This is a genomic window from Novosphingobium sp. FW305-C-30-35, assembly GCF_058783135.1.
Map to the genome: position 1 here is coordinate 1,902,953 of NZ_JBYSYJ010000001.1, position 23,659 is coordinate 1,926,611.

General features: G+C 64.8%; 28 protein-coding genes. 14 read left to right on the forward strand and 14 right to left on the reverse strand.

All coding sequences use genetic code 11. From position 1 onward, the window contains the following. Window positions 1–34: 34 nt before the first annotated feature. Complete coding sequence (gene thiS / locus AC3WLM_RS09415; RefSeq protein WP_082013311.1) at window positions 35–1,030, reverse strand: sulfur carrier protein ThiS; 996 nt, start codon at window positions 1,028–1,030, stop codon at window positions 35–37. A gap of 43 nt (window positions 1,031–1,073) precedes the next feature. Further along, window positions 1,074–1,445, reverse strand: a complete 372-nt coding sequence (locus AC3WLM_RS09420) for a MerC domain-containing protein (RefSeq protein WP_039332980.1) — start codon at window positions 1,443–1,445, stop codon at window positions 1,074–1,076. Between the two features lie 132 nt (window positions 1,446–1,577). Here AC3WLM_RS09420 and AC3WLM_RS09425 point away from each other — a divergent pair, with 132 nt between their 5' ends. The 6 genes from AC3WLM_RS09425 to AC3WLM_RS09450 all read left to right on the forward strand — a co-directional run bounded on the left by AC3WLM_RS09425 (window position 1,578) and on the right by AC3WLM_RS09450 (window position 5,389). Continuing rightward, window positions 1,578–2,642, forward strand: a complete 1,065-nt coding sequence (locus tag AC3WLM_RS09425; RefSeq protein WP_492477213.1) for a COX15/CtaA family protein — start codon at window positions 1,578–1,580, stop codon at window positions 2,640–2,642. Beyond that, window positions 2,639–2,965, forward strand: coding sequence for a divalent-cation tolerance protein CutA (gene cutA, locus AC3WLM_RS09430; protein WP_193827465.1), 327 nt, complete (start codon window positions 2,639–2,641; stop codon window positions 2,963–2,965). The genes AC3WLM_RS09425 and cutA overlap by 4 nt, the downstream gene beginning before the upstream one ends. A 76-nt stretch (window positions 2,966–3,041) precedes the next feature. Next, window positions 3,042–3,350: a hypothetical protein gene (locus AC3WLM_RS09435; RefSeq protein WP_492477214.1), complete on the forward strand. Its 309-nt coding sequence runs from the start codon at window positions 3,042–3,044 to the stop codon at window positions 3,348–3,350. Window positions 3,351–3,517: 167 nt separating this feature from the next. Further along, window positions 3,518–3,997 (forward strand): 50S ribosomal protein L13, encoded by a 480-nt coding sequence (rplM, locus tag AC3WLM_RS09440; RefSeq protein ID WP_039332974.1) that lies wholly within the window; start codon window positions 3,518–3,520, stop codon window positions 3,995–3,997. 2 nt (window positions 3,998–3,999) lie between these two features. Beyond that, window positions 4,000–4,539: a 30S ribosomal protein S9 gene (gene rpsI / locus AC3WLM_RS09445; RefSeq protein WP_492477215.1), complete on the forward strand. Its 540-nt coding sequence runs from the start codon at window positions 4,000–4,002 to the stop codon at window positions 4,537–4,539. 154 nt (window positions 4,540–4,693) lie between these two features. Next, the gene (locus AC3WLM_RS09450) at window positions 4,694–5,389 is read left to right on the forward strand and encodes an HPP family protein (protein ID WP_062346961.1); all 696 of its coding nucleotides are present in this window, start codon (window positions 4,694–4,696) and stop codon (window positions 5,387–5,389) included. 3 nt (window positions 5,390–5,392) lie between these two features. Here AC3WLM_RS09450 and AC3WLM_RS09455 read toward each other — a convergent pair whose 3' ends face one another. Next, a complete protein-coding gene (locus AC3WLM_RS09455) occupies window positions 5,393–6,073 on the reverse strand; it encodes an SOS response-associated peptidase (protein ID WP_492477216.1) in 681 nt (226 codons plus the stop codon). Between AC3WLM_RS09455 and AC3WLM_RS09460 the strand changes: the two genes are divergently transcribed. Together AC3WLM_RS09460 and AC3WLM_RS09465 are read left to right on the forward strand one after the other, a co-directional pair. Next, the gene (locus AC3WLM_RS09460; protein WP_492477217.1) at window positions 6,072–6,836 is read left to right on the forward strand and encodes a class II aldolase/adducin family protein; all 765 of its coding nucleotides are present in this window, start codon (window positions 6,072–6,074) and stop codon (window positions 6,834–6,836) included. The genes AC3WLM_RS09455 and AC3WLM_RS09460 overlap by 2 nt on opposite strands. 32 nt (window positions 6,837–6,868) lie before the next feature. After that, the gene (locus tag AC3WLM_RS09465) at window positions 6,869–7,378 is read left to right on the forward strand and encodes a (2Fe-2S)-binding protein (RefSeq protein WP_039332965.1); all 510 of its coding nucleotides are present in this window, start codon (window positions 6,869–6,871) and stop codon (window positions 7,376–7,378) included. 53 nt (window positions 7,379–7,431) lie between these two features. Here AC3WLM_RS09465 and AC3WLM_RS09470 read toward each other — a convergent pair whose 3' ends face one another. Beyond that, window positions 7,432–9,522, reverse strand: a complete 2,091-nt coding sequence (locus AC3WLM_RS09470; RefSeq protein ID WP_492477218.1) for a TonB-dependent receptor — start codon at window positions 9,520–9,522, stop codon at window positions 7,432–7,434. 188 nt (window positions 9,523–9,710) lie between these two features. Here AC3WLM_RS09470 and arsC point away from each other — a divergent pair, with 188 nt between their 5' ends. Together arsC and AC3WLM_RS09480 are read left to right on the forward strand one after the other, a co-directional pair. Next, window positions 9,711–10,052 carry an arsenate reductase (glutaredoxin) gene (gene arsC, locus AC3WLM_RS09475; protein WP_492477219.1) on the forward strand — a complete coding sequence of 114 codons (342 nt, stop codon included), beginning with the start codon at window positions 9,711–9,713 and terminating at the stop codon, window positions 10,050–10,052. Window positions 10,053–10,342: 290 nt separating this feature from the next. Further along, a complete protein-coding gene (locus AC3WLM_RS09480) occupies window positions 10,343–10,999 on the forward strand; it encodes a hypothetical protein (RefSeq protein WP_492477220.1) in 657 nt (218 codons plus the stop codon). A gap of 53 nt (window positions 11,000–11,052) precedes the next feature. On the opposite strand, the gene AC3WLM_RS09485 is transcribed toward AC3WLM_RS09480, so the two are convergent. From AC3WLM_RS09485 to AC3WLM_RS09500, 4 genes are all read right to left on the reverse strand, one after another. Beyond that, the gene (locus AC3WLM_RS09485; protein WP_255527758.1) at window positions 11,053–11,184 is read right to left on the reverse strand and encodes a hypothetical protein; all 132 of its coding nucleotides are present in this window, start codon (window positions 11,182–11,184) and stop codon (window positions 11,053–11,055) included. A gap of 43 nt (window positions 11,185–11,227) precedes the next feature. Beyond that, window positions 11,228–12,358 (reverse strand): M14 family metallopeptidase, encoded by a 1,131-nt coding sequence (locus tag AC3WLM_RS09490; protein WP_492477221.1) that lies wholly within the window; start codon window positions 12,356–12,358, stop codon window positions 11,228–11,230. Next, entirely contained in the window at window positions 12,355–12,948 is a 594-nt protein-coding gene (locus AC3WLM_RS09495; RefSeq protein ID WP_492477222.1) for a DUF4136 domain-containing protein, read from the reverse strand. Before AC3WLM_RS09495 ends, AC3WLM_RS09490 begins: the two co-directional genes overlap by 4 nt. Before the next feature lie 81 nt (window positions 12,949–13,029). Next, window positions 13,030–13,704 (reverse strand): DUF4136 domain-containing protein, encoded by a 675-nt coding sequence (locus AC3WLM_RS09500; RefSeq protein ID WP_492477223.1) that lies wholly within the window; start codon window positions 13,702–13,704, stop codon window positions 13,030–13,032. Window positions 13,705–13,823: 119 nt separating this feature from the next. Between AC3WLM_RS09500 and galE the strand changes: the two genes are divergently transcribed. Beyond that, window positions 13,824–14,825 carry a UDP-glucose 4-epimerase GalE gene (galE, locus tag AC3WLM_RS09505; RefSeq protein WP_492477224.1) on the forward strand — a complete coding sequence of 334 codons (1,002 nt, stop codon included), beginning with the start codon at window positions 13,824–13,826 and terminating at the stop codon, window positions 14,823–14,825. A 9-nt stretch (window positions 14,826–14,834) separates the two neighbouring features. On the opposite strand, the gene AC3WLM_RS09510 is transcribed toward galE, so the two are convergent. Next, window positions 14,835–15,557, reverse strand: a complete 723-nt coding sequence (locus AC3WLM_RS09510; RefSeq protein ID WP_492477225.1) for a hypothetical protein — start codon at window positions 15,555–15,557, stop codon at window positions 14,835–14,837. A 175-nt stretch (window positions 15,558–15,732) separates the two neighbouring features. Here AC3WLM_RS09510 and ykgO point away from each other — a divergent pair, with 175 nt between their 5' ends. Continuing rightward, on the forward strand, window positions 15,733–15,858 hold the full coding sequence (ykgO, locus tag AC3WLM_RS09515; RefSeq protein ID WP_011446910.1) for a type B 50S ribosomal protein L36: 126 nt from the start codon (window positions 15,733–15,735) through the stop codon (window positions 15,856–15,858). Between the two features lie 146 nt (window positions 15,859–16,004). Next, a complete protein-coding gene (locus tag AC3WLM_RS09520) occupies window positions 16,005–16,613 on the forward strand; it encodes an HAD-IA family hydrolase (protein ID WP_492477226.1) in 609 nt (202 codons plus the stop codon). Between the two features lie 168 nt (window positions 16,614–16,781). Here AC3WLM_RS09520 and AC3WLM_RS09525 read toward each other — a convergent pair whose 3' ends face one another. The 4 genes from AC3WLM_RS09525 to pepN all read right to left on the reverse strand — a co-directional run bounded on the left by AC3WLM_RS09525 (window position 16,782) and on the right by pepN (window position 21,927). Further along, window positions 16,782–17,657, reverse strand: coding sequence for an OmpA family protein (locus tag AC3WLM_RS09525; protein WP_062346536.1), 876 nt, complete (start codon window positions 17,655–17,657; stop codon window positions 16,782–16,784). A gap of 226 nt (window positions 17,658–17,883) precedes the next feature. After that, the gene (locus tag AC3WLM_RS09530) at window positions 17,884–18,513 is read right to left on the reverse strand and encodes a glutathione S-transferase (protein ID WP_492477227.1); all 630 of its coding nucleotides are present in this window, start codon (window positions 18,511–18,513) and stop codon (window positions 17,884–17,886) included. 4 nt (window positions 18,514–18,517) lie between these two features. Beyond that, window positions 18,518–19,279 (reverse strand): peptidoglycan editing factor PgeF, encoded by a 762-nt coding sequence (pgeF, locus tag AC3WLM_RS09535; RefSeq protein WP_492477228.1) that lies wholly within the window; start codon window positions 19,277–19,279, stop codon window positions 18,518–18,520. Next, entirely contained in the window at window positions 19,276–21,927 is a 2,652-nt protein-coding gene (gene pepN, locus AC3WLM_RS09540; RefSeq protein WP_492477229.1) for an aminopeptidase N, read from the reverse strand. Before pepN ends, pgeF begins: the two co-directional genes overlap by 4 nt. A 56-nt stretch (window positions 21,928–21,983) precedes the next feature. Here pepN and AC3WLM_RS09545 point away from each other — a divergent pair, with 56 nt between their 5' ends. Further along, window positions 21,984–22,832, forward strand: a complete 849-nt coding sequence (locus AC3WLM_RS09545; RefSeq protein ID WP_492477230.1) for a Rossmann-fold NAD(P)-binding domain-containing protein — start codon at window positions 21,984–21,986, stop codon at window positions 22,830–22,832. Here the strand turns inward: AC3WLM_RS09545 and AC3WLM_RS09550 are convergent. After that, window positions 22,742–23,650, reverse strand: coding sequence for a DMT family transporter (locus AC3WLM_RS09550; RefSeq protein ID WP_039337315.1), 909 nt, complete (start codon window positions 23,648–23,650; stop codon window positions 22,742–22,744). The two genes, AC3WLM_RS09545 and AC3WLM_RS09550, sit on opposite strands and share 91 nt — an antisense overlap. Between the last annotated feature and the right edge of the window lie 9 nt (window positions 23,651–23,659).

Below are 23,659 nucleotides of genomic sequence, written 5' to 3' on the forward strand. Positions count from 1 at the left end.
CCCCCGCGAAGGCTGGGGGGCAGTGCCTCGGAACCTAGATCAATCCCGCCAGCGGACTGCTTGGATCGGCATACTTGCGCGTTGGCATGCGTCCGGCAAGATAGGCATCGCGCCCGGCCTGCACTGCCAGCTTCATCGCCCGGGCCATGCGGATCGGGTCCTTGGCTTCGGCAATCGCGGTGTTCATCAGCACGCCGTCGCAGCCGAGTTCCATCGCCACGGCCGCTTCCGAAGCCGTGCCCACGCCGGCATCGACCAGCACCGGCACCTTGGCCCCTTCGACGATCAGCCGCACCGTCACCTTGTTCTGGATGCCGAGGCCTGAACCGATCGGCGCGCCCAGCGGCATGACCGCCACGGCGCCCGCATCCTCGAGCTGCTTGGCCGCAATCGGATCGTCCACGCAGTAGACCATCGGCAGGAAGCCTTCCTTGGCCAGCACTTCGGTGGCGCGGATCGTCTCGATCATGTTGGGATAGAGCGTGCGTGCCTCGCCCAGCACTTCGAGCTTCACCAGATCCCAGCCACCCGCCTCGCGCGCCAGGCGCAGCGTGCGGATCGCACTTTCGGCATCGAAGCACCCGGCAGTGTTGGGGAGGTAGGTGATCTTCTTGGGATCGATATAGTCTGTCAGCATCGGCGCCTTGGGGTCCGACACGTTGACGCGGCGCACCGCCACGGTGACGATCTCCGCGCCCGAGGCCTCGACTGCGGCGGCGTTCTGCTCGAAGTCCTTGTACTTGCCGGTGCCGACAATCAGGCGCGAGCGGAAGGTGCGGCCGGCAACGGTCCAGGTATCGCTTGAATCCGTCACGTCGCTTTGTCCTCCACCTACGAAATGCACGATTTCCAGAACGTCGCCCTCGGCAATCGCCACGTCGCCCAGCGTGGAGCGAGGCACGATCTCACCATTGCGCTCGACCGCAACCTTGGTCGGCTCGAGTTCGAGGCTGCGCACCAGATCGGCGATCGATCCGGGCGCGGCCCGGCGGGGTTCGCCGTTGACGACAAGGGAGAGCATTCCAGTCATGCGGCCCGCTTTAGCGGCGCGGGGGCAGGGTGCAAGTATGGCCTTAGTGAGAGGCGCGCATGTTGATCACGTGCGCCACTGCCACGAGGATCACGCCGCCCACCGTCAGCGCCACTTCGGCATCGCCATGGCCAACTGCAACGGCTGCGCCCATCAGCGCCAGCCCCGACCCGCCAATGGCCAATGGCAGCAAGCGTCCATGACGCAGCGCGCCGATCCCGATCGTCGCCGCGCCGATGACCAGCGCGAAGGCGAGGCCCCAGCGGTGTATGTCCGGGTTCAGCAGCACACCGCCGCCGATGCCCAGCATCCCGACCAGGAACAGCCCCGCCACGCAGTGAATCAGGCACAGCCCCGAAAGGAGCACGCCGATCCGGTCAAGCCGGGCACGCAAGGCAAGCAGGGCATCACTCATGCAGGCTCATATATGTTACAACGTTACATCACACAAGGCGATGTGGCGAAATTCTCTCCTGTCCGAATGTCCACGGTACTGCCCGACAATCGCTATTGCGATTCGAGGAGGGCGGGAGCAGGGGCGGGAGCCATGACTAACAGCGTCACGCCCAAGCTGCGAAACGATGCCACTGCCCTTGCGCGCTGGCTGTGCATTGTCGCCTTCATGGTCCTCGCCATCGTCGTGGTCGGCGGAATCACTCGCCTCACCGAATCGGGTGTCTCGATCACCGAGTGGAAGCCGGTCAGCGGCACCCTGCCGCCGATTACCGAGGCGCAATGGCAGGCCGAATTCGACGCCTATCGCGCCACGCCGCAGTACCAGCTGGTCAACGGTCCGGCGGGCATGACGCTCGAGACCTACAAGTTCATCTTCTTCTGGGAATGGGTCCACCGCCTGCTCGCCCGCACCATCGGCCTCGTGTTTGCAGCGCCGCTCGCGTGGTTCTGGATCAAGCGGCGCATCCCTGAAGGCTACAAGCCCCGCCTGCTCGCGCTGCTGGCACTGGGCGCACTGCAGGGTGCGGTCGGCTGGTGGATGGTCAAGTCGGGCATCGTCAACGACGTCAAGGTTAGCCACTTCCGCCTCGCCACGCACCTGCTGGTCGCGCTGTTCACGCTTGCAGGCCTCGTGTGGACCGCGCTTGATCTGATCGCGCTCGGCAAGGGCGAGGGTCGCTCACGCCTGCACGGCATAGGTCTGCTCGCGCTCATCATGCTGGTGCTGCAACTGTTCTACGGCGCGCTGGTAGCGGGCCTGCGCGCAGGCACTTCGGCCGGCGGCGGCTGGTTCAACTGGGACGCCTGGCCGCTGATGCAGGGCAAGGTCTATCCCGATGGCATCGACTGGGCACTGGGCGCAGGCCACGCGCTGTTGTCCGATCCGTTCCTCGTCCACTTCATCCACCGCTGGTGGGCTTGGGGCCTGGTCGCCGTGCTGGTCGTTGTCGCCCGGAAGCTGCGCAAAACGGACCGCAAGGCTTCTGTCGTCCTCCACTCGGTCTTTGGCACACAGGTCCTGCTCGGCATCTTCACCGTATGGAGCGGCGTCGCCCTGTGGCTCGGTGTGCTGCACCAGCTGGTCGGCGCGCTGCTCGTCGCCACCACAGTATGGTGCGCCCACATCCTCGGCCGCCCGAAACAAGGTGCGCAATGACCGCCGCGCTGATCTGGTGCCCCTTCGGCGACGTCGAGAGCGCCGAGGCGGCGGCAGGTCAGTTACTCGAAGAGCGCCTGATCGCCTGCGCCAACATCCTCCCCGCCGTCCGCTCGCTCTACCGTTGGAATGGCGAGCGCGGCGAGGGCAGCGAAGTCGCCGTCCTGCTCAAGACCCGCGCCGATTTGCTGGATGCCGCCGTCGCGCGCCTCGAAGCTCTACATCCCTACGATGCGCCCGCCATTTCAGGCTGGCGCTGCAATGCGGCGGGAGTGGCGACGCTGGGCTGGCTGGAGGCAGAGTGCGGGCCTACTCTGCCATGAATATTCGTTGTGTCGTCGCGGCAAGACGATGTTATCTGCGACAAAGCGCAATCGAGTTCTCGTCTTGCTCGCTGTGATGGCCGCATATGCAGCTGCGTTTCTTCCAATCCTTGTCACGGGTCGGGAAGGACTTTGGGTCGCCAAGCTTCTGTTTCTCTCGGGTTTGCCTTTTCTCGCATTGGCGACGGTGTTCGGGGTAGTATTTGCAGATCCAATCCGGGTGCATCCTTGGCCATGGAGCGTAAGTGCTTCGGCCATTGCCGTACTGGCGAGCACCCTTGCACTCTGGTTCCTAACAAGCAGCGCCATCGGACTGCTGAGCGTCATTCCTGCGATCTTTGCGCCGCTTGCCTTCAGGTTGGCACTAAAGTTTGGTGATCAATAAGGCGCGTCGCAAAGCAGCAGATTGGAAGAGGTATTATTTTACCTCTCGGAAAACCCGCAGTTTGCTTGACTCTCGCGGGCATTTGCAACAAAGGCGCGCTTCCTTCGTCGTGAAGTAGCGGATTCCCGCTTGGATCGACGCACCGAATATCCAGGGAACCCGTAGCCATGAAGGCTCTCAGCAAGGTCACCCGGTCGATCAAGCCGGCCGAGGTGGAGAAGAACTGGCATCTGATCGATGCTGAAGGCATGGTTGTCGGCCGTCTCGCCGTCGTCATCGCCAACCATCTGCGCGGCAAGCACAAGCCGAGCTACACCCCGCACGTCGATTGCGGCGATCACGTTGTCGTGATCAACGCCGACAAGGTCAAGTTCACCGGCAACAAGCTGAAGAACAAGACCTACTACAAGCACACCGGCTATGCCGGCGGCATCAAGGAAGTCACCGCGGACAAGGTCCTCGGTGGTCGCTTCCCCGAGCGTGTGCTTGAAAAGGCGGTTGAGCGCATGATCCCCCGCGGCCCGCTCGGCCGTGCGCAGATGCGCGCCCTTCACCTCTATGCCGGTGCCGAGCACCCGCATGGCGGCACCCAGCCGGTGGCGCTCGACGTCGCCTCGATGAACCGCAAGAACAAGGTGGGTGCATAATCATGGCCGAAACCGAAAACACCGTGTCGAGCCTCGCCGACCTCAAGGACCTAACCGCTGCCGCTCCCGTGGCTGCCGCTCCGGCCGATGCTGGTGAAGCCGCTCCTGTCCGCACCGGCCCCGCTGCCGTGATCCGCGCTCGCGAAGTCGATGCGCAGGGCCGTTCGTATGCCACCGGCCGCCGCAAGGACGCCGTGGCCCGCGTGTGGCTCAAGCCCGGCTCGGGCAAGGTCACTGTCAACGGCCGTGACCAGGAAGTTTACTTCGCCCGTCCGACCCTGCGTCTGGTGATCAACCAGCCCTTCGAAGTCGCCGGTCGCGAAGGCCAGTACGACATCGTCTGCACCGTCAAGGGCGGTGGCCTCTCGGGCCAGGCCGGCGCGGTCAAGCACGGCATCGCCCAGGCGCTGTCGAAGTTCGAACCCGAACTGCGCAGCGCCGTGAAGGCTGCCGGCTTCCTGACCCGCGACCCGCGCGTCGTCGAGCGTAAGAAGTACGGCAAGGCCAAGGCCCGCCGCAGCTTCCAGTTCTCGAAGCGCTAATCGCGCTTCGGCGGGCAGTTCTCGAAGCGCCGATCGCGCTTCGGCTGCAAGGCAGAACAGAAACAAGGGGTTGGCTTCCGGGCCAGCCCCTTTTTTCTTGCCTGCAGCATTCCACCGTCGCATCGCATGCGCGGACGAGAGGAGACCTTGCGCGATGATCAGGCTGCCGCGCCCCGCAGCATGGGGGCAGTTGCGCTTCGGCGGACGCCTCGGCTGGGCGCGTGGCGCTGTGGGTGCGCTCTTCGGCGTGGCGCTGGCAGCAGTGGCCGGCAAACTTCTCCCCGGCACTCCGCAGTCGCCATGGATCGTCGCGCCTGTCGGTGCATCCGCGGTGCTGGTCTTCGCGGTTCCTGCCAGCCCTCTCGCGCAGCCATGGTCAGTCCTCGGCGGAAGCATGGTTGCTGTGCTAACCGGCCTTGCCGCAGGCCATCTGGTCGGCGATCCGCTGACTGCGGTAGGCCTCGCGGTGGGCATGGCGATCGCCACGATGACACTGGCCCGTTGCCTTCATCCACCCGGCGGCGCCTGTGCCATCCTCGGCGCGCTTGCGGCAACTAACCCTGCCAGTAGCGCAATCGGGCTTCTTCTGCCGCTCCTCGCCAATCTGCTGGGACTGGTCTTCGCAGGGTGGCTCTATAACAACTTCACTGGCCACCCCTGGCCGCACATTCCGCTTCAGGCCCCACCCATGCCAAAGGGCACATGGGCAGGCACATACGAGCGTGCCGACCTCGATGCCGTCCTGGAAGATTGGGACGAAGTGCTCGACGTCGCACCGGAAGATCTCGACGCGCTGTTCCGCGCGGTCGAACGCCGCGTGCTGCGACGCTGGGAGGACGATCACAAGTAGGCGTCAGAACAGGCTGGGCTGCTCCGGCTTGCGCGGCGCCGGCGGAGCGGGCGCGTTCTCCTCTAACTCAATTTCCACCATCGCCGCGTCGGCATAGGGCCGCTGCATCGCCACCGCCGCATCGCCTTGGGCGGTCAGCCACTGGTGCGCGGCTTCCGCCGTGCCGAGGATGACGGGCATCGCCTTGGGATGGACCCGCCCGACCACGGCATTGGCCTCGCAGGTAAGGAAGGCAAAGCGCGGCCCCTCCGCTGTCGGACGCCACAGCCCTGCGAAGGCGAACAACTCCTGCTCCTTCAGGGCGAACCAGTGCTTGCGCTTGCGTCCCGTGTCCGGGCCCGGCGTCTGCGACCACTCCGAGAAGGCCGTGACGGGTACGAGGCAGCGCCGGTTCGGGTCCTCCAGCGCTGCCCGCCACATTGGCGAAGCGAGGTTGCGGATATTGGTCACCGGGCGCTTCACTTCGCCGAACGGCGGCCAGCCCCAGCGCATCGTGCCCAGCCTGCGCGTCGGCCCCCGCGCAATCAGCACGGGCGCTTCGGCATCGGGGTAGATTTCGGAAAAGGCGGGCAGATTGACCTGCGCATTGGCCACCGGCGCGAACATCTGCGCGATGGCTTGCACGTTGCTGGTCATGCGATACAAGTTGCACATAACAACCAGATATGTGCGGGAGAGCGCCATGGCCACCCATTTGCGGCCGAATATCGAATGCAGCGACGCTGAATGGCATGCCCGGCAGGAACTCGCCGCCTGCTATCGCATCTACGACCACCTGGGCTGGTCCGAATCGATCTACAACCACATCTCGCTGAAAGTGCCTGATCAGGAAGGCGCGTTCCTGATCAACCCGTTCGGCCTGCTCTACAGCGAGGTCACTGCCTCGAACCTCGTCAAGATCGACATCGACGGCAACAAGCTGGATGATAGTCCCTACCCGGTCAACCAGGCGGGCTTCACCCAGCACGCCTACTTCCACCGCCACCTGCCCTGGGCCCACGCGATCAGCCACGTCCACACGACCGAGACGATGGCGGTGTGCAGCCTCGAAGAAGGGCTGATGCCGATCAACTTCTACGCCTGCAACTTCATTGGGCAGCTTGCCTACCACGATTTCGAGGGCGTCACCGTCCGCGCCGAGGAGGGCGAACGCCTGCTGGCCAACCTTGGCGACAAGCGCGTGCTGATGCTGCGCAACCACGGCCCGGTGGTGCTGGCCCAGACACTGCAGCAGATGTTCATCACGCAGTGGAGCCTGCAGCGCGCCTGCGAGATCCAGAGGGCGACGCTTTCGATGGGCCGCCCGCCGATGCACGTCGGTGAGGACGTGATCAAGGTCCACCAGCGCGATCTCGGCCAGGTCAATGCCGGCGGCCGCGTCGGCGAGGCGGACTTCGCCGCATGGACCCGCCGCATCGACAGGATCGACCGCAGCTGGCGGGATTGATTGAAGCGGTGGCGGCGCGCTAAGCGGAGGCCATGGCCCGCCTCACCGTCAACAACCAGCCCGTGCAGTACCGTCTCGAGGACGATACCCCGCTGCTCTGGGCGCTGCGTGATGCGGCCAATCTCACTGGCACCAAGTACGGCTGCGGCACCGGCGAATGCGGCGCCTGCATGGTCATCGTCGATGGACAGGCAATGCCCAGCTGCACCCTCTCGCTGGGCGAGGCCGAGGGCCGCAGCGTCACCACCATCGAAGGCCTGTCGGGTGACCGCTCGCACCCGGTGCAGCAGGCGCTGGTGGCCGAGCAGGCAATCCAGTGCGGCTTCTGCACGCCGGGCATCGTCATGGCTGCGGCCGCGCTGCTCACCACCAGCGCCAGCCCGACCGACGAGGATATCGGCCGCGCCATCACCAACATCTGCCGCTGCGGCGTCTATCCGCGCTTGACCCGCGCGATCCAGCGCGCCGCCCGCGTGATGCGCGGCGAGGAGACGATCAGCGCCGCTCCGCCACCGGCGATCGTTGCGCCCGGCGCAGGCTGAACGGGTGGCGCCCTCCCCTCGCGAGGGGGGAAGGGGAGAGCGCCTGGGGTGTTTCAGAACTTCGCGCGCACCGTCAGGCGGGCATTGATCGGCTCGCCGGTGGAGATGTTGTTGTCGGTATGCGCCGAGGGGAAATAGTCAGTGTCGGTGAGGTTCTCGACATTGAGCTGGACCGACAGGTTCTCCGACAGGTCATAGAATAACGCGGCATCGATCCGCGTGAACGCCGGCAGCGTTACCGCGTTGCTGATCGTCGTGAAGCTCTTCGACTGGTGCGTCAGACCCACGCCAAGGCCCAGCTTGTCGCTCACGTCGTAGCGGGCCCACGCCGAAGCCTGGTGGCGCGGCAGCTGTGCCAGCCGCGTGCCGGGCAGAGCTGCCGTGGTCCGCGAACGCACTTCGCCGTCCTGCAGCGTATAGCCCAGGCTCACCTGCAGCTGCGGCAGCACGCGGCCGGCGAGCGAAAGCTCCACACCCTTGGCGCGGGTCTTGCCCGACAGCTCGGGGAAGCCGGTGGCCGGGTTGTTGAAGCGCGAATTTTCGCGGTCAAGCTGGTAGGCCGCCGCTGTGAAGGCGAGGTTCGGGTTCACGTCCCACTTCACGCCTGCCTCGAGGTTCTCGAACTCCTCCGGTGCCAGCGTCGCCTGCGTGGCGTCCAGCGAGCCGAACTGGTCGCCCGACTGTGGCAGGAAGGTGCGGGTAAAGCTGCCATAGAAGCTTACGTTCTCCTGCGGCTTGACGATCACGCCGAAGCGCGGCGACCACTTGCGGTCGGTGCGGCTGTTCGTCGACACCGGCGGGATGCGGTTGTCAGCGCTGATCCTGAATTCGTCGAAGCGCACCCCCGCCACGACCTGCAGGAACGAGGCCAGCTCGATCTGGTCTTGGAAGTAGGCTGACCAGGTATCGACCCGGCTGAAGGTCGAACGGCTGGGCGCGGCGAAAGTCACCGCCGGGATGGTCAGGCGCTTGGCCAGTGTCACGGTGGTGGAGCCGCTGAAGATCGGGTCGGAACGCAGGCTCGAGGTGTCCTGGCTCGAAACCTCGAGACCGGCCAGAACGGTATGGCCGATGCCGCCAGTCCGGCCTTCCCAGACAAGGTTGGTCTGCCCGACCCAGCTTTCGCGCACGTTGGCGCTGGAATAGCCCGAGAGCGTCAGCTGGTTCGAAGCGTTCACCGCATTGCCGGCGAAGACGTTGCCGTAATACTTGTCGGTGTGGGTGTACTGGCCCAGCACGTTGAAGCTGAGGCCATCGGCCAGTTCGTGATCGAGGCGGGCCTGCGCGATGTGCGCGACAACCGTCGCAATGTTGACGTCTGAGCGGCCGAAGAAGGTATCGTCATAGCCGGTCAGCGGCTTGCCGTTCACCGAGGGCACGCCACGGTCGGTGGTACGGCGGTCGTCGTCATAGTTGTAGGACAGCTCGATGCGGGTCTTCTCGCCGGGCTGGAAGGCCATGGTCGGGTTCACGCCGATGAAGCGGCCCTCGAAGTCCTGGCGGTGGTTGTCGAATTCCTCGTAGGTGCCGTTGAAGCGCGCGCCGATAGTCTCGGTGAGGGGCTGGTTCCAGTCGGCGGCCAGCGCAAAGGCGCCGAAGCTGTCGACATTGGCGCTGGCCTCGCCCTTGGTTCGGTCAAGGTCGGGCGTCTTGCTGACGCGATTGACCACGCCGCCACCGCCGCCACGGCCAAACAGGAGCGCATTGGCGCCCTTCAGCACTTCGACCCGCTCGATGTTGTAGAGCGAGCGGTAATACTGCGTGTCGTCGCGCAGGCCGTCGAGGTAGAAGTCGGCAGTGGTGTTCTGGCCGCGCAGGTTGATCTGGTCGCGATGGCCCTCGCCCTGGCCGAGCACCACGCCCGGAACATAGCGCAGTGCATCGCCCAGTTGGGTGATGCCCTGGTCGTCAAGCTGCTCGCGGGTAAGCACGGTGATGGTCTGCGGCACGTTGACCAGCGGGGTCGGCGTCTTCACCGCATTGGCATCGACCGGGCGATAGCCGTCGGCGGTGCCGGTCACGACGATCACGGTGTTGGTTCCATCGGCCTCCAGCGCGGCATCTGCGGGCACCAGATCTTCCGCAAAGGCGGCAGAAGGCATCAGCATGGTTCCGGCGAGCAGCAGGCTGGAAAGACGGTTCACGGTAGTCCCCTTAACGATCACGTTTTTGCGATAATCATTCGCAAGAGGGCGAGTATTGCGAGTCAATCGCACTTGCAAGGGGTTTCTTGCGAATTTTTCGCAATAACATTGACGTGCGTCAAAACGCGGGCGTTGCAGCCAGTGCTCTCGGGGTTATGAGGCTTGCATCGAACACGCAGGAGGCAGCGATGAAGGCAACGATCTGGCACAACCCCAACTGCGGCACCTCGCGCAACACCTTGGCGATGCTGCAGGACGCAGGCGCGGAAGTGACGGTGATCGAATACCTCAAGACCCCGCCCAGTGCCGAAAAGCTCGCCCAGCTCTACCGCGATGCCGGCCTCACCCCGCAACAGGGCCTGCGCTTGCGTGGCACCGACGCCGAGGAACGCGGCCTGCCCTCAGCCGATGACGCGACGGTGCTGGCCGCCATGGCCGCCGAACCCAAGCTGATCGAGCGTCCGCTGGTGGAGACGGAAAAGGGCGTCCGCCTGTGCCGCCCGAAGGAAAGGGTGCTGGAGATATTGTAGGGGGAGCGGCGGTTGAGCCTACCCGCTCCAACCAGCCCCAAACCCCTCGTCGCCCCGTGCTCGACACGGGGCCTGGCTCCCTTCTGACGCCCCTCGCAGACTCCCGCGAATCTTGCCGCACGAGTTGAGCCGTCATGCCGAACGCATAATCGCAGAATGAGCGCAGCCCCATGTCGAACACCGGGCGACGGCGATCTTCCGAAGGAACCTGTCGCAACCTTGAAGGTCTTCTTGCCCAGCTTCGACAAACCCTATTGTCGCCTTGGCTGACTTGCGGCTAGCTCCCGGCCATGATCACGTTTAACGACAGATCGGTTCGCAAGATCGTCGGCGTCGCTACTGTCTTCTTGGCCGCCGCAATCGTGCTCTACGGTGTCGGACTATTTGTTCTGGATGAATCGTACCGCCAATACAGCCGAACAACCCAACAGCGCCAGTTCGTCCTTGGCGATGAATGGCACGATGCGGATCTGAAGATCATTCGTGAGTTTGAAAAGCGCCATAGTCTCGACCCGGAAGCGAATGGCGGCTTGCGGCTGGTTCTGTGGGAATGGCCTCGCTGGCGGTACAAGATTTCGTTGGACCGTCGCTTAGATGGCACTGCCAAAGGCGCAATCTATGCGATTGCATATGATGGGACGGGGCCAGCATACGAGAGAAGCTTCTCGCTTAGCAAAGGCCAGGCAAAACTGTTCTTGGATGTGTTTGACCGGAAGGTGGGTGGGTACAGGGGCGAAGCATTCCAGTGCGTCGACGGTACAGGATTCATGTTCGAGCGGTGGCGGGAGCGGGCAGTCGTCGGTGGATCCGGAAACGCGGCGTGCATGAGCCACTACGCCGATTTGATGAGTTTGGTTGCGGAGACTCTGTCCGGATCGCTGAGCGATGCACCCTTCGATTGGGGTACTTGGTTTGCGGTAAAGCGGGTTCTGGAGCTTCGTGACTAGAGCGGCGAGCGGTCACAGGCGTTGCCACTTGACCTAGATTGGGCAGTGCTAGCTCAGAAGAATAGGAACGGCTTGCCCGCCATGATCAGCGCAGCGGCGCAGCCGAGGACGATCGCCTTGCGCGCCAGTTCAGCCGCCGAGAAGTCGGCGAGGGGCGCGTGGATGAGGGCGATGGTGCGGGCCATGCTCGAGCCATGCGCCCTCATCTCTTAACTTTGGGTAAAGGGCTTAACCCTCCAGCCACTCCAGCAGCGAGGCGAGGCAATCGCGCGCCAGCAGCTTCGACCGTTCCGGGCTCCAGCCCTGTTCCTTGCAGGGCAGGTCGTCGTTGTCCTTGAACGGCATTTCCAGCGTCATTGCCACGCAGCCGAAGCGGTGGGCGACCTGGTTGGTCGACATCGTCAGGTTGGCGCGGCCCGGTGCGGCGATGGGATAGCCGCGCCGCGTCTGGAAATCGGGGGTGCGGCGTTCCAGGATGCGGCGGTAGCGTTCGTAGGAGGCGCCAAGCTCGTCGGTCCACGAAGGGATGCCTTCGAATCCGGCAAGGAACACGTGCGGGATCGCCTCGTCGCCGTGCACGTCCATGGCAAAGTCCACGCCGGCCTCGTCCATGGCATTGCGGATTGCCAGCACTTCGGGCGAACGCTCCGGCGTCGGCTCGTGCCATTCGCGGTTGAGGTTCACGCCCACGGCATTGGTGCGCAAGTGCCCCCGGCACGATCCGTCCGGGTTGGCATTGGGCACCACGTGGAAGCGGCAGAGCTGGCGCAGCTTGCGGCCATGTGGGTCGGCAGGGTCGGTCAGCAGTTCGAGCGCGCCTTCCATCCACCATTCGGCCATCGATTCGCCGGGATGCTGGCGGGCATAGAGCCAGACCTGTTTCGGGCCTTCGCCGATCTCGAGGCAGTCGATCGGCTGGCCTTCGATGCTGGTGCCAAGGCAGCGATGGGTCACACCCGGCAGCGCCGCCGTTTGCGCCACCAGATCGTGATGCCGCTCCATCGAATAGGGCGCGAAATAAGCGAACCAGCATGTGCCAGCCTCGGGCGTGTGGCGGATGGTCAGCGTCCCGCCGTCCTCGCCCGGATCATGGCTGGTCTCGGTCCGGCCCCAGAACTCGCGGTCTTCGGAGAAGGCTGCCCGATACCCCGGCCAGCCACCCGGATAGGCGGAATTGCCAAGTCCGGTGATCTTCAGCTCCAGCTCACGCCCCGCAGCCCCGTCGACGCGAAAGTGGAACCATTGGAAGAACTCTGAGTCGCGGTCCTTGCGGATCGCCAGCTTCGCACGCGCGCCCGAAACCTGGAGCACTTCGATGTTGCCGGAATCGAACGCGGCATTGATGCGGATATCTGTCATTTGACAGTGATAGTATCCCCTGACGTGCCGGGGAAGCCCGAGAACAGGGCATGCGCCAGGCGAGGTGCGGCAAGCGCCGGATCGGCTTCCTTCGCCTTGGCCTTCTCGCGGTTTTCGGCACGGCCTTCCCACAGCGCCTCGCCGGTTCGGCGGTCGCGGATGCGCACCGACAGGCGCGTGACGACGTAGTCCTTCGGCCCTCCGCCCAGATTGATGCCGACACCCAGCCCCACGCCGCCGCCATAGCTGCCGGTCGATCCGCCCACGCCGACGCTCACCGGTCCGCGCTGCCTCTCGCGCCTCTGCACCTCGCGGTCGACGCGCACTTCGGCCACGGCATCGGCGGCGCCCGGCGTGGCGCTGCCAAAACCGCTGGCAAACAGTTCCTTCTGTACCGCGGCAAGCCAGACCTGATCTTCCAGGCTGGATCGGTCACTGCCCGGCGCCGCCTCGACAATCACCGCCGCGCCTTTCAGCCGGGGCAGCGTCTGCGCGGTGTGAAACCGCGTGACCTCGATCGGTGCGGGCTTGGCCTTGACGGGCGTTGCCATCAGGGCAGCAAGGGCAATTGCGGCTACAAGGCGTTTCATCATTCTGCGTCCCATGATCATGGCGCAGGTGGTGCTACGCCGCGGATTTCACCGCAATGCCAATTGGCACACCTGCTCCAGTCAGCTCGCCGGAACCACCTGCGCATCGGCAAATTTCGCGAACAGCGCCGAGGCCAGCCTTGCCGCAACTGCGCCATTGTTCAGGCCATCGTCGTCCTCGCGCGTCTGCGCTTCGGCGTGGCCTTCCCACAGCACGCGATTGCTCGCCTTGTCGCGGATGCGCACGTCGAGCCGGGTTGCGACGATGGCCTTCTTCGCCTTGGTCAGGTCGATGTTGAGCGCCATCGCGGTGTAGTTGCCGCGATTGGAAACGCCCACCTCCATCGCGCCCGAAACCGGCTTGCGCTTGGCTTCCTCGGGCACGACCTGCTCGTGGCGAATGCCGATCTGCGCGATCTGTCCGCCTTCCGCGCCGTTCACGGCCGTTTCGTAGCCAAGCTTGGCCAACTGATCGACGACGGCGGCTTCATAGACCGGCAGCTTCCATTCCGCCTCGGCGCCTTCGGCAGCGGCGACGGTGATCGGCCCCTTGCCCAGAAGAGATGCCGCATCGGCGGCCTGGAATGCCTCGACCTCGACCTTGCGCGAAGGCTCGGCACTCTGCCGCCCGTTTTGGCGCCCGATGCGCTGGTCCATCGGCTGGTCCCACCGTCCCCCCGGCGGCATGGCTTGGGCAAACGCGCTGGAGCTTGCCCCAAGGAATGCGACGGCAGACAAGATCGGTTTGGCTTTCATTCGTAATTTTCCCGTAAGGGGTGAGGCGCGACCCGGCCGGACGTGTAAATTGCCCGCGCTGTCGCAACCATGAACGCGCGGGAGCAACGAAACCTGCGCCAGAGCGGAGCGAATTGCCAATGTCGAAGGTTCCCGTTCTCGTCACCGGCGGCGCAGGCTACATCGGCGCCCACGCCGTGCTGGCGCTGAGGGACGCGGGCCATCCGGTCGCGGTGATCGACAATCTGGTCACCGGCTTCCGCTTCGCCGTGCCCGATGGCGTGCCGTTCTACGAAGGCGATATCGAGGACGCCGACCTTCTCAAGCGCATCTTTGCCGAACAGGGTACGCGCGCGGTCATGCATTTTGCCGGTTCCGTGGTGGTGCCCGAATCGGTTTCGAACCCCCTCAAGTACTATCACAACAACACCGCCAAGAGCCGCGCACTGATCGCCGCGGTGGTCGAGGCGGGCGTGCCGCACTTCATCTTCTCCTCCACCGCAGCAACTTATGGCACGCCCGAGGTTTCGCCCGTTACCGAGGACACGCCGCAGCGCCCGATCAATCCCTATGGCATGTCAAAGCTGATGACCGAGGCGATGCTGTCCGATGTCGCCGCCGCCCATGCGCTCAACTACTGCGTGCTGCGCTATTTCAACGTCGCCGGCGCCGATCCGCAGGGCCGCACCGGCCAGTCGACCGCGGGCGCAACGCACCTGATCAAGGTCGCGGTCGAGGCGGCACTGGGCAAGCGCGCCTCGGTCGGCGTGTTCGGCAGCGATTTCGACACGCCCGACGGCACCGGCGTGCGCGATTACATCCACGTCTCCGATCTTGCCGCCGCCCATGTTCTGGCACTGCAGGCGCTAATTGCCGATCCCGGCGAATCGCTGACGATGAACTGCGGCTACGGGCGCGGTTTCTCGGTGCTCGAAGTGCTCGACGCGGTCGATCGCGTCACCAACCGCAAGATCATGCGCGAGATGCAGGGCCGCCGTCCAGGCGATCCCGCCGCGCTGATCTCCGACAACAGCCGCATCAAAGCCACGCTGCCGTGGGTCCCGCGCTATGATGATCTGGACACTATCGTCACCCACGCCCTGGCCTGGGAGCGCAAGCTGGACGAGATTCGCCCCGGCTAGGTCCCGCCCCTAGCCACCGATTGACCGGAACACGCCGTCCGGCTGGCAGAAAAAGCGCCCCTGCCGGCCTGCGGTTCTTTCGATCGTGTTCCATTCGTCCATCCGGTCTGTTCCGAAGGTGAGCGAAAGGAACACCGCGCGCTCGTCGAGCCGGCCGATGGCGGTTGAGTGGACGAAGCCCGAGCCGAACGCCACGCCCTTGCCCATGCGATACCGGTATTCGCGTTCCTCGCCCCTCACTGAAACATAGGCGAGGCCCATCGCGCAGGCGTTGGGGGTCAGCGGTGCCATCACGGTAAAGGCCGTGTTGCCTTCCGTCAGCCAATCGCGGTGCATGTCATGCGCCTCGCATCGGCTGCGGGTGACGAAGAAGCCGGAATAGAGCCGGATCACGGCATCGTGCGCCACGAACGGCGCGACGGCCTCGTCGAGCCTGAGCCGACGCAATAGGCCATCGAACCACCAGTAGGACGCCTCGTCGGCATTGCTCAGCCAGCAGATATCGCTCTTCCATGCCGCAGGACGCTGGTTGTAAAGCCTCTGTCCGCCGGGCAGCGTATACGTCGCCTTGTCCTCTTCCATTGTCCGCGCGGCCTCGGCCAGCGGGGCAAGCTCGTCGAGAATCGCTTGTGGCACATCGAATTCGAGCACGTTCCTGGCCATCAGCGAGGGGTTGAGAAAGACTGACTGCCCGGGCTTGTGCAGCAGTCCTGTCATGATCGAAGAGGTCATCCGCCCGGTTCCCGTCCATCCCGCGAGGCCCCGCCCGCATCAGCACGATTTGCATGCCCATGACGGCCGGGCAAGCGCCATCCTCGGCACCTGCAGGGTTGACTTGGGCTTTTGCCCCCACTAACGGCCACGCTTCAGTTTTCAGCCCGGTCAGCTTCGGGCAAAGGGATTCGACATGAAGATTCGCAACAGCCTGAAGTCGCTCAAGGACCGCCACCGGGATAACCGCGTGATCCGCCGCCGTGGCCGCGTCTACGTGATCAACAAGACCCAGAAGCGCTTCAAGGCGCGCCAGGGCTAATTCACCAGTTTCGGTGCAGTCTCGCGACGGCGGGGCTGCACCGGAAACCGACAGGCTTCTGCAAAAGCCACGCAGCCCCCGCCGAAATGCGGGGGCGCAGTCGTTTATGGGCCGCGCATCGCAGGATCGCGAATCGAGAGGCTGGCATGTCCGTAGAAGCGGTAGTCTGGGACATCGGCCGTGTGCTGGTGCAGTTCGACCTTTCCGGCATCTACGCCGAAGCGATCCCCGATCGGGCCGAACGCGCCCGATTCGTCTCCGAAGTCGTCACTGAGGACTGGCACGCCCAGCATGACGAGGGCGTGCCCTTCGCGCAGATGGTCGCCGCCCGCACGGCGCAGTTTCCGCAATACGCCGACCTGATTGCGCTCTACGCCAGCAACTGGCTTGCCAGCCTGCCGGGTCCGGTGCCCGGCACGCACGAACTGATCGAGCGTCTGGCCTCGCGCCAGGTCCCGCAATACGCGATCACCAATTTCGGCATCGATTCGTGGGCACTGTTCCGCCCGACCTTCCCGATTCTCGACCACATGGGCGACATCGTGATCTCGGCGGTCGAACGGCTGGTAAAGCCCGACCCGGCAATCTTCCACCTCTCTGCCCGCCGCTTCGGTCGCGCGCCCGAAACCATGCTGTTCATAGACGACAACGCCGCTAACATCGCGACGGCCAGGGCGCTGGGGTGGCACGTCCACCACTTCGTCGGCGATCCCGATGTGCTGGAGCAGCGGATGCGCGCGCTGGGCCTGCTCTAACCCCGCTTCTCACCCGCAGAAACAACGTCACCCCGGACTTGCTACGGGGTCCCGCTTCCTTCTTGGCCACGGCGCCAACCGAAGCCGGAAGCGGGACCCCGGGTCAAAGCCCGGGGTGACGGCAAGGGGGAGGAGAGAGGTGTAACGCACCCTCTCGCCCCCACGTGATCAAAGCCCGTCGATGGCCTTGCTCACCAGCACGTTCACGGCAACGCGGCGGTTCTGCGCCTTGCCTTCCTCGGTCGAATTGTCCGCCGCCGGATCGGATTCGGCCATGCCGGTCGGCGTCAGCATGCGGTAGGGCGCCCAGCGGCACTGCTGCTGCAGGAAATTGATCACGCTGGCGGCGCGCTTCTCGCTCAAGGTCTGGTTGTATTCCTCGTCACCGACCGAATCGGTATAGCCCACCACCAGCATCAGCGCGTTCTCGGTGCCGTTTGCCATCGAGGCGGTCTGGCACAGCTCGGCCTTGGCCTGCGGGGTCAGCGCGTACTTGCCGGTGTCGAAGTAGACGTTTGTCGTTGCCTTGATGTTGTATTTGTCGATGTCGCCCATGCGGCCCTTGAGCGCGGCAGTGGCAGCGGTCTGTTCGGCAAAGCCTTGCGCGGTGCCGTTGCGGATCATCTTCGCGGTCTTGAAGTCACCGTTGCGGAAGGTGATCTGGCTGGCCAGCAGCGCCTCGCCCGCCTGCATGGTCTTTACCGTCACGGGCAGGCCATTGAGCAGGTTTTCCGTCGTCAGCTTCTTCGATCCGAACAGGCCGGTGCTGGCCTTCACCGTCGTGGCGTCGTTGAAGAACACGATCGTGCTGGTGCCATCGTCGGCAGTGACCTTCATCTTGTCGCCCTTGCGCGCGGTGATGATACCCTTGACCTCGGGGCCCTTGGTCATCGCCGAGGTATCAGGCACGACCTCACCTTCGACGATGATGTTGGGGTCCTGCATCCCGTTCTGCTGTGGCTGAGCGACAGCCATGGCGGAAACCGATGCGGCAGCCGCAGCGAGCAGCATCAGCCTTGCGCGCCGGGGGGTAGTGGTAGTCATCGAGAACGCTCCTTGCGACCTTCAAAAAGGTGTCGGTGTTGCGACGGAACTTTCCCGCAGATGAACGATCCCGCCGGGGAACCCGATTCCGGGCACTGGCAGCGCCAAGCGTGCGACGAACCGAGTGGGCCGTGCACTGATGAAGGACGGAATGAGCCCCTTTTTCTTGACCCTCCCGCAGGCGGGAGGGGTTGGGGGTAGGCAAGAAGCGCTGCCGCCCGCCACCTCAAGGGAAGGGAAACACCACCGGCAAATCGCCCTCGCGCCAAGGCGCGAACTTGCCCATCACGCTCGCGAACAACGCAGACTCAAGGTGCGCGCAAAGCCAGCGCTGCAGGTGCGGCAAAGGCTGGCTCTCGAACCAGACAGGGTCCGTCGCCGCAAACTGCCGCACGAACGGCATCACGGCCATATCGGCAAGGCCCCGCTCTTTCCCGCACAGTTGTCCGTGCTCAGCCAGCCGCGAATCCAGATCGGCAAGAAACGCCAAGCCGCTTTCCCGATGCTCCAGCGCATTGCTGTCATGCCGCTCCGGATACTTGTAGCGATCGAGGTCATGCTTGAATGGCCCGTCGTTGCGCGCGATCAGCCCCGCATCGTCGCGCTCCAGCCAGCCTTCGGGATCATGCTGCAAGAGCGCCCAGTGTATCACGTCGAGGCTCTGCTCGATCACCGCGCCGTCGGGAAGGACCACCACCGGCACCGTCCCCTTGGGCGAGGCTTCGAGCATCGCGGGCGGCTTGGCGGAAAGCTTGATCTCGCGCAGCTCCACGCTCACGCCGCTGACCGCAATCGCCAGTCGCGCCCGCATCGCATAAGGGCAGCGACGGAAGCTGTAGAGGACCGGCAATGCCATTGGCTCAGCCGCGCAAGGCGATCAGCGAGACCTGCCGGCCGTAGCCCGGCTCCTGGCGGTGCGTGGCGCGGCGGAAGGAATAGAACCGCTCTTCCTGCGCGTACGTGTCCTCGCCCATCATCCCGACCTTGGTGAGGCCCGCATCGCGCAGGCGCAAGGCGACATAGCCTTCAAGGTCGAACCAGGCATGGCCCTCGCGCCCGGCCCGGAAGAAGCGCTCGTTCTCGCCCGCCTGTTCAAGAAACCGCGCTTCGAACCCTGCGTCCACCTCGTAGCTCTTCTGCGCAATGCAAGGGCCCACCACTGCGGCGATGTTCTGCCGGTTCCCGCCAAGCGCTTCCATCGCCGCAATCGTCGCATCGGTCACGCCCGTAAACGCACCCTTCCAGCCCGCATGTGCCGCGCCGACCACGCCTGCACGCTGGTCAACGAACAGCACCGGCGCGCAGTCTGCGGTCAGCACGCCAAGGACCAGGCCGGGGCGGTCCGTTACCAGGGCATCGGCCCTTGGACGATCTGCGTCGGCCCAAGGTTCGGTCACGGTCACCACGTCAGGCGAATGAATCTGGAAGCAGGTCTGCAAGGTCCCGCCCGGCAGCACCGCCTCCACCGCACGTCGGCGGTTTTCGGCAGTCAGCACCGGGTCATCCTCGCTGTAGCTGACATTGAGCCCCGCAAGGTCACCCGTGCTCACCCCGCCCTTGCGGCCAAGGAAGCCGTGGGCGGCGCCAGCGAGAAGCGGATGGGTAAGCGCCTCGACGCTCACGCCTCCAGACTCTTGCTCACCTGCTCGCGCACATCGCGCGACAGCGTCGGCTCGGCGGCGATCCGCTCCAGCTCGGCCCGCATCAGCGCGGCGCGGCCTTCCTCGACCTTCTTCCACCGGCCGAGGTAGGGCACGAAGCGCGCCGCCACGTTGCCGTTTATCGGGTCCAGCTTCAGGATCAGGTCGGCTATCAGGCGATAGCCTTCGCCGCCTTCCCGATGGAACGCCTGCGCATTGGCCGCAAACGCCATCCACAGCGCGCGGACGCGGTTGGGGTTGGTCATTGTGAAGTCTGAATGCTCGGCCAATGCCTTCACATGCTCGGTCGCCTTGGGATTGAGCGAGCCTGCCTGCAGCGAGAACCACTTGTCGATCACCAGCATGTTGCCGGCAAAGCGCGAGTGGAAATCGGCCAGCGCCGCTTCGCGCTCGGGGCATTCGAGGCTGCACAGCACCATGAGCGCGCCCTGGCGGTCGGTCATGTTGGTGGCGGCATCGTACTGCGCCTTGGCGCGGCGTGCGGCTTCGGCGGGATCGGCGGCCCCGAGATAGACGAGCGCCTGCGTCTTGCACTTGCGCGCGCCCCGCGCCTCGGCGGCAAGGCTGTAGGGCACGGCAGAGACGCGTTCGTGCAGGGCCAGCCACTTGTCCTTCAGCGTCTCGCCCAGCCAGCGCTTGAGCCCCTCGCGCTCGGCAAAGATGCGCGTCGGGTCGGCGCGGGTCAGCTGCTCGGCAAGGTAGGCCTCGCCCGGCAGGATCAGCAATTCGCCGCGCATCAGGTCGTCCAATGCGGTGTCATCGAGAATCGCGCCCATCGCCGCGCCGATTGCACCTTGCGATTCCTCGCGCTTCTCCAGCGTCCCCGCCACGGCGCCAACCAGATGCCGCACGATCAGCTGCTGCATCGCCTCATAGCGGGCGAAGGGATCGTCGTCGCGGCGGGCGAGGAAGACGAGGTCCTCCGTCGTCACCGGCGCCACGATCTCGACCGGCGCGGAGAAGGCGCGGTTGATGGAAAGGACGGGGAGCGAGGTGAAGCCCTCGAAGGTGAAGGACTGCTCCGGCTCGGTCAGGACGATCAGTTCCTCGCCGTGGTGCTTCCCCGTCTCGCGGTCGAACAGCGCGATGCGAAGCGGGATCACGAACGGCTTCTTGTCCGGCTGTCCGGGTGTGGGTGCAGTTGTCTGTTTGAGCGTGAGAGTTACCCCTCTGCCTCCGAGAGTTGCCGCTTCGCCCTCGAGAGTTGGATTTGCCGCATCGAGCGTCATGGCAACGCTCACGCGCGGGGTTCCGGCCTGTTCGTACCAGTTGCGGAACTGCTTCAGGTCCAGCCCGGCGCCATCTTCGATAGCCTTTACAAAGTCTTCGCAGGTCGCCGCCTCGCCATCGTGGCGATCGAAGTAGAGCGTGGTGCCCTTCAGGAACCGCTCCAGGCCTGCCAGCACGGTCATCATGCGGATCACCTCGGCCCCCTTGTTGTAGACGGTCGCGGTGTAGAAGTTGCTGATTTCCTGATAGGAATCGGGGCGGATCGGATGCGCCAGCGGCCCCGAATCCTCAGGGAACTGCACGGCGCGCAGAATCCGCACATCCTCGATCCGCTTGACCGGCGCGGAGCCGCGATCGGCGCTAAACTGTTGATCTCTAAGGACAGTGAAGCCTTCCTTGAGGCTCAGCTGGAACCAGTCGCGGCAGGTCACGCGGTTGCCCGACCAGTTGTGGAAGTACTCGTGCGCCACCACGCCCTCGATCGCGTCGTAGTCGCCATCGGTCGCCGTCTCGGGATCGGCCAGAATATAGCGCGTATTGAAGACGTTAAGGCCCTTGTTCTCCATCGCTCCGGCGTTGAAATCGCTCACCGCGACGATGTTGAAATCGTCAAGGTCATACTCGCGCCCATAGACGTCCTCGTCCCACTTCATCGAGGCGATGAGCGAGCGCATGGCGTGGGTGGTGCGCTCCTCGTCGCCGGGGCGGACGTAGATCGCAAGATTGACCTTGCGGCCCGATTTTGTCGTGAAATTATCGCGGTTTGCGACCAATTCACCGGCCACCAGCGCGAACAGGTACGAAGGCTTGGGCCAGGGATCGTGCCACTCTGCCCAGTGGGTGCCGTCGCCATTGTCGCCCGCAGCAGTGGGGTTGCCATTGGACAGGAGCACCGGGAACAGCGCCTTGTCTCCGCTCATCCGCACCGAATAGACCGAGAGCACGTCGGGCCGGTCGGGGAAGAAGGTGATGCGGCGGAAGCCCTCGGCCTCGCACTGGGTGCAGAGCAGGCCGTTCGAGGCGTAAAGCCCTGAAAGCTGGGTGTTTGCCGAAGGATCGATCAGCGTCTCGATACCGATGTCATGGGTATCGCCGGGAAGTTCGATGACAAGATCGGCGCCGTCCATGTGCCAGTCATTGTGGGCTTGGCCATCTACCGTGACAGACTTGGGCTCGATCGCATCGCCGTTGAGGCGCAAAAGCGAAGTGTCTGTGCCTGCGGGATTTTTCGCCACCTTCAGGGTCGCCTGCACCTTCGTCGCGTTCAGCGAAAGCGCGAAATCCAGCGCGATTTCGGGAACGAGCCATTCGGGCGGGCGATAGTCCGCGCGGTGGATCACGGTTGGGGCGACGACGGGCTGGCCGGAGAGATCGTTCATGCGGCTGAACTTAGGAACGCGTGCGCGGCGGGGCAATCGCGGTTATCAGGCTTTTGATGGGAAACTTGCTGATCTTCGGAATGGGTTACACCGCGCAGGTGATTGCGGCGCGGCTGCGGGCGCAGGGCTGGACGGTGCGGGGCACGGGCAGCGCGGGTGATATCGCCTTTGATGACAAGGCCTTGGTCGAGGCCACGCTGGCACGGGCAACGCACGTGCTGTCCTCCGTTCCGCCCCTGCGAGAAGGCGGCGATCCGGTATTGCAGGCCTATGGCGGGGCGATTGCTGCCGCGCCGCTCGAGGCCATCGGCTACCTGTCTTCGACCGGCGTCTATGGCGATGCGGGCGGGGCTTGGGTGGACGAAAGCTCAGGTGTCGGCACTGGCAGGCGTTCGGCGCGGACGCAGGCGGACCTCGACTGGCAGGCGCTATCGCCCAAGGTGCGGGTGTACCGCCTGCCCGGCATCTACGGGCCGGGGCGCAGTGCGTTGGAGCGGGTGGCCGAGGGCAAGGCGCATCGCATTGATATTCCCGGGCAAGTGTTCAGCCGCATCCATGTCGAGGACATTGCCAGCGGCGTCATCGCGGGGTTTGCCGGGAATGCCGGCGTCTACAACCTCGCCGATGATCTGCCCTGCAGCCAGAACGCGGTGATCGAGGAGGCAGCGCGGCTGCTGGGCGTTGCGCCGCCGCCGATGCAATCGCTTGAGGAGGCGAACCTTTCGCCGATGGCTCTCGCGTTCTATGCCGAGAACCGGCGCGTGGCGAACGGCAAGGCCAAGCGGCTGCTCGGGTGGAAGCCTGCCTATCCGACCTATCGCGATGGGCTGCGGGCCCTTAGCGCCAGCACGAGGCCCAGCATCGCCAGTGCAGAGCCAGCAAGCGCCAGAACCGACCAGCGATAGCCTTCGAACGCGGTGGAAAGCAGCATCGCGACGACCGGCACCAGCACGCCGTTGTAGGCCCCGCGCCCTGCGCCGAGGCGCTGAAGCAGGCGGAAGTAGAGCGGGAAGGTTACCACTGAGCCGATCAGACCAAGGTACAGCACGCCAAAGATATAGCCGGGACGCATGTCGAACTGCGGCGGACCCTCGACGGCCCACGCGAAAGCTCCGTCCATGGCTGCGCCGAACAGCATTGCCCAGGCCAGCATGGGGATCATCGGCGTGCCGCGGGCCATGGGGCTGGCCTGCAACACGTTGGCGGACGAAGCGCTGAACAGCGCGGCGGTGGTGAGGGCAATGCCGGTCAGGACCTGTCCCTCGGGCGGGGCCATGCGGTATTCGTGCAGCAGCAGGAGGGCGATGCCCGCCCCCGCCACCGCCGATCCGACGAGGAAGCCGCGCGTCACCGGCTGCTTGAGCACGATCCAAGCAAGCAGCGAATTGGGCACAATCAGCAACGCGAAAAACACCGCGACGATGCCCGAGGTGAGGTGATGTTCAGCGCGGTACACGAATTGGAAGTTCATGACGAACTGAAGCAGGCCCAGCAGCGCTGCGACTTTCAGCGTGCTGTCCGAAACGCGCAAGGATTCGCGCCGGACCAGCGCAAGCGCCGCCATGCCGATGGCGGCTGCGGTAAAGCGCCAGGTCACCGACCAGCTTGGCGGCACGCTGCCGATCTGGTCCTTGATCACCAGCCAGGTCGAACCCCAGATCAACGCGACGAGGAAGAACGGCCCGGCAACGTCCCATTGCCAGAACTTCGCCTGTCCGGGCAATTCGTGTCC

Excerpts from the sequence above, each read along its gene's own strand:
- ykgO (WP_011446910.1), top strand. The coding sequence starts at position 15,733 with ATGAAGATTCGCAACAGCCTGAAGTCGCTCAAGGACCGCCACCGGGAT.
- AC3WLM_RS09545 (WP_492477230.1), top strand. The coding sequence starts at position 21,984 with ATGGGAAACTTGCTGATCTTCGGAATGGGTTACACCGCGCAGGTGATT.
- AC3WLM_RS09465 (WP_039332965.1), top strand. The coding sequence starts at position 6,869 with ATGGCCCGCCTCACCGTCAACAACCAGCCCGTGCAGTACCGTCTCGAG.
- AC3WLM_RS09480 (WP_492477220.1), top strand. The coding sequence starts at position 10,343 with ATGATCACGTTTAACGACAGATCGGTTCGCAAGATCGTCGGCGTCGCT.
- arsC (WP_492477219.1), top strand. The coding sequence starts at position 9,711 with ATGAAGGCAACGATCTGGCACAACCCCAACTGCGGCACCTCGCGCAAC.
- AC3WLM_RS09525 (WP_062346536.1), bottom strand. The coding sequence starts at position 17,657 with ATGACTACCACTACCCCCCGGCGCGCAAGGCTGATGCTGCTCGCTGCG.
- AC3WLM_RS09425 (WP_492477213.1), top strand. The coding sequence starts at position 1,578 with ATGACTAACAGCGTCACGCCCAAGCTGCGAAACGATGCCACTGCCCTT.
- AC3WLM_RS09420 (WP_039332980.1), bottom strand. The coding sequence starts at position 1,445 with ATGAGTGATGCCCTGCTTGCCTTGCGTGCCCGGCTTGACCGGATCGGC.
- AC3WLM_RS09435 (WP_492477214.1), top strand. The coding sequence starts at position 3,042 with ATGGCCGCATATGCAGCTGCGTTTCTTCCAATCCTTGTCACGGGTCGG.
- AC3WLM_RS09485 (WP_255527758.1), bottom strand. The coding sequence starts at position 11,184 with ATGGCCCGCACCATCGCCCTCATCCACGCGCCCCTCGCCGACTTCTCG.
- thiS (WP_082013311.1), bottom strand. The coding sequence starts at position 1,030 with ATGACTGGAATGCTCTCCCTTGTCGTCAACGGCGAACCCCGCCGGGCC.
- cutA (WP_193827465.1), top strand. The coding sequence starts at position 2,639 with ATGACCGCCGCGCTGATCTGGTGCCCCTTCGGCGACGTCGAGAGCGCC.
- rpsI (WP_492477215.1), top strand. The coding sequence starts at position 4,000 with ATGGCCGAAACCGAAAACACCGTGTCGAGCCTCGCCGACCTCAAGGAC.
- pepN (WP_492477229.1), bottom strand. The coding sequence starts at position 21,927 with ATGAACGATCTCTCCGGCCAGCCCGTCGTCGCCCCAACCGTGATCCAC.
- AC3WLM_RS09450 (WP_062346961.1), top strand. The coding sequence starts at position 4,694 with ATGATCAGGCTGCCGCGCCCCGCAGCATGGGGGCAGTTGCGCTTCGGC.
- AC3WLM_RS09495 (WP_492477222.1), bottom strand. The coding sequence starts at position 12,948 with ATGAAACGCCTTGTAGCCGCAATTGCCCTTGCTGCCCTGATGGCAACG.
- rplM (WP_039332974.1), top strand. The coding sequence starts at position 3,518 with ATGAAGGCTCTCAGCAAGGTCACCCGGTCGATCAAGCCGGCCGAGGTG.
- AC3WLM_RS09460 (WP_492477217.1), top strand. The coding sequence starts at position 6,072 with ATGGCCACCCATTTGCGGCCGAATATCGAATGCAGCGACGCTGAATGG.
- AC3WLM_RS09530 (WP_492477227.1), bottom strand. The coding sequence starts at position 18,513 with ATGGCATTGCCGGTCCTCTACAGCTTCCGTCGCTGCCCTTATGCGATG.
- AC3WLM_RS09510 (WP_492477225.1), bottom strand. The coding sequence starts at position 15,557 with ATGACCTCTTCGATCATGACAGGACTGCTGCACAAGCCCGGGCAGTCA.
- AC3WLM_RS09520 (WP_492477226.1), top strand. The coding sequence starts at position 16,005 with ATGTCCGTAGAAGCGGTAGTCTGGGACATCGGCCGTGTGCTGGTGCAG.
- AC3WLM_RS09500 (WP_492477223.1), bottom strand. The coding sequence starts at position 13,704 with ATGAAAGCCAAACCGATCTTGTCTGCCGTCGCATTCCTTGGGGCAAGC.
- galE (WP_492477224.1), top strand. The coding sequence starts at position 13,824 with ATGTCGAAGGTTCCCGTTCTCGTCACCGGCGGCGCAGGCTACATCGGC.
- AC3WLM_RS09455 (WP_492477216.1), bottom strand. The coding sequence starts at position 6,073 with ATGGCGCTCTCCCGCACATATCTGGTTGTTATGTGCAACTTGTATCGC.
- AC3WLM_RS09490 (WP_492477221.1), bottom strand. The coding sequence starts at position 12,358 with ATGACAGATATCCGCATCAATGCCGCGTTCGATTCCGGCAACATCGAA.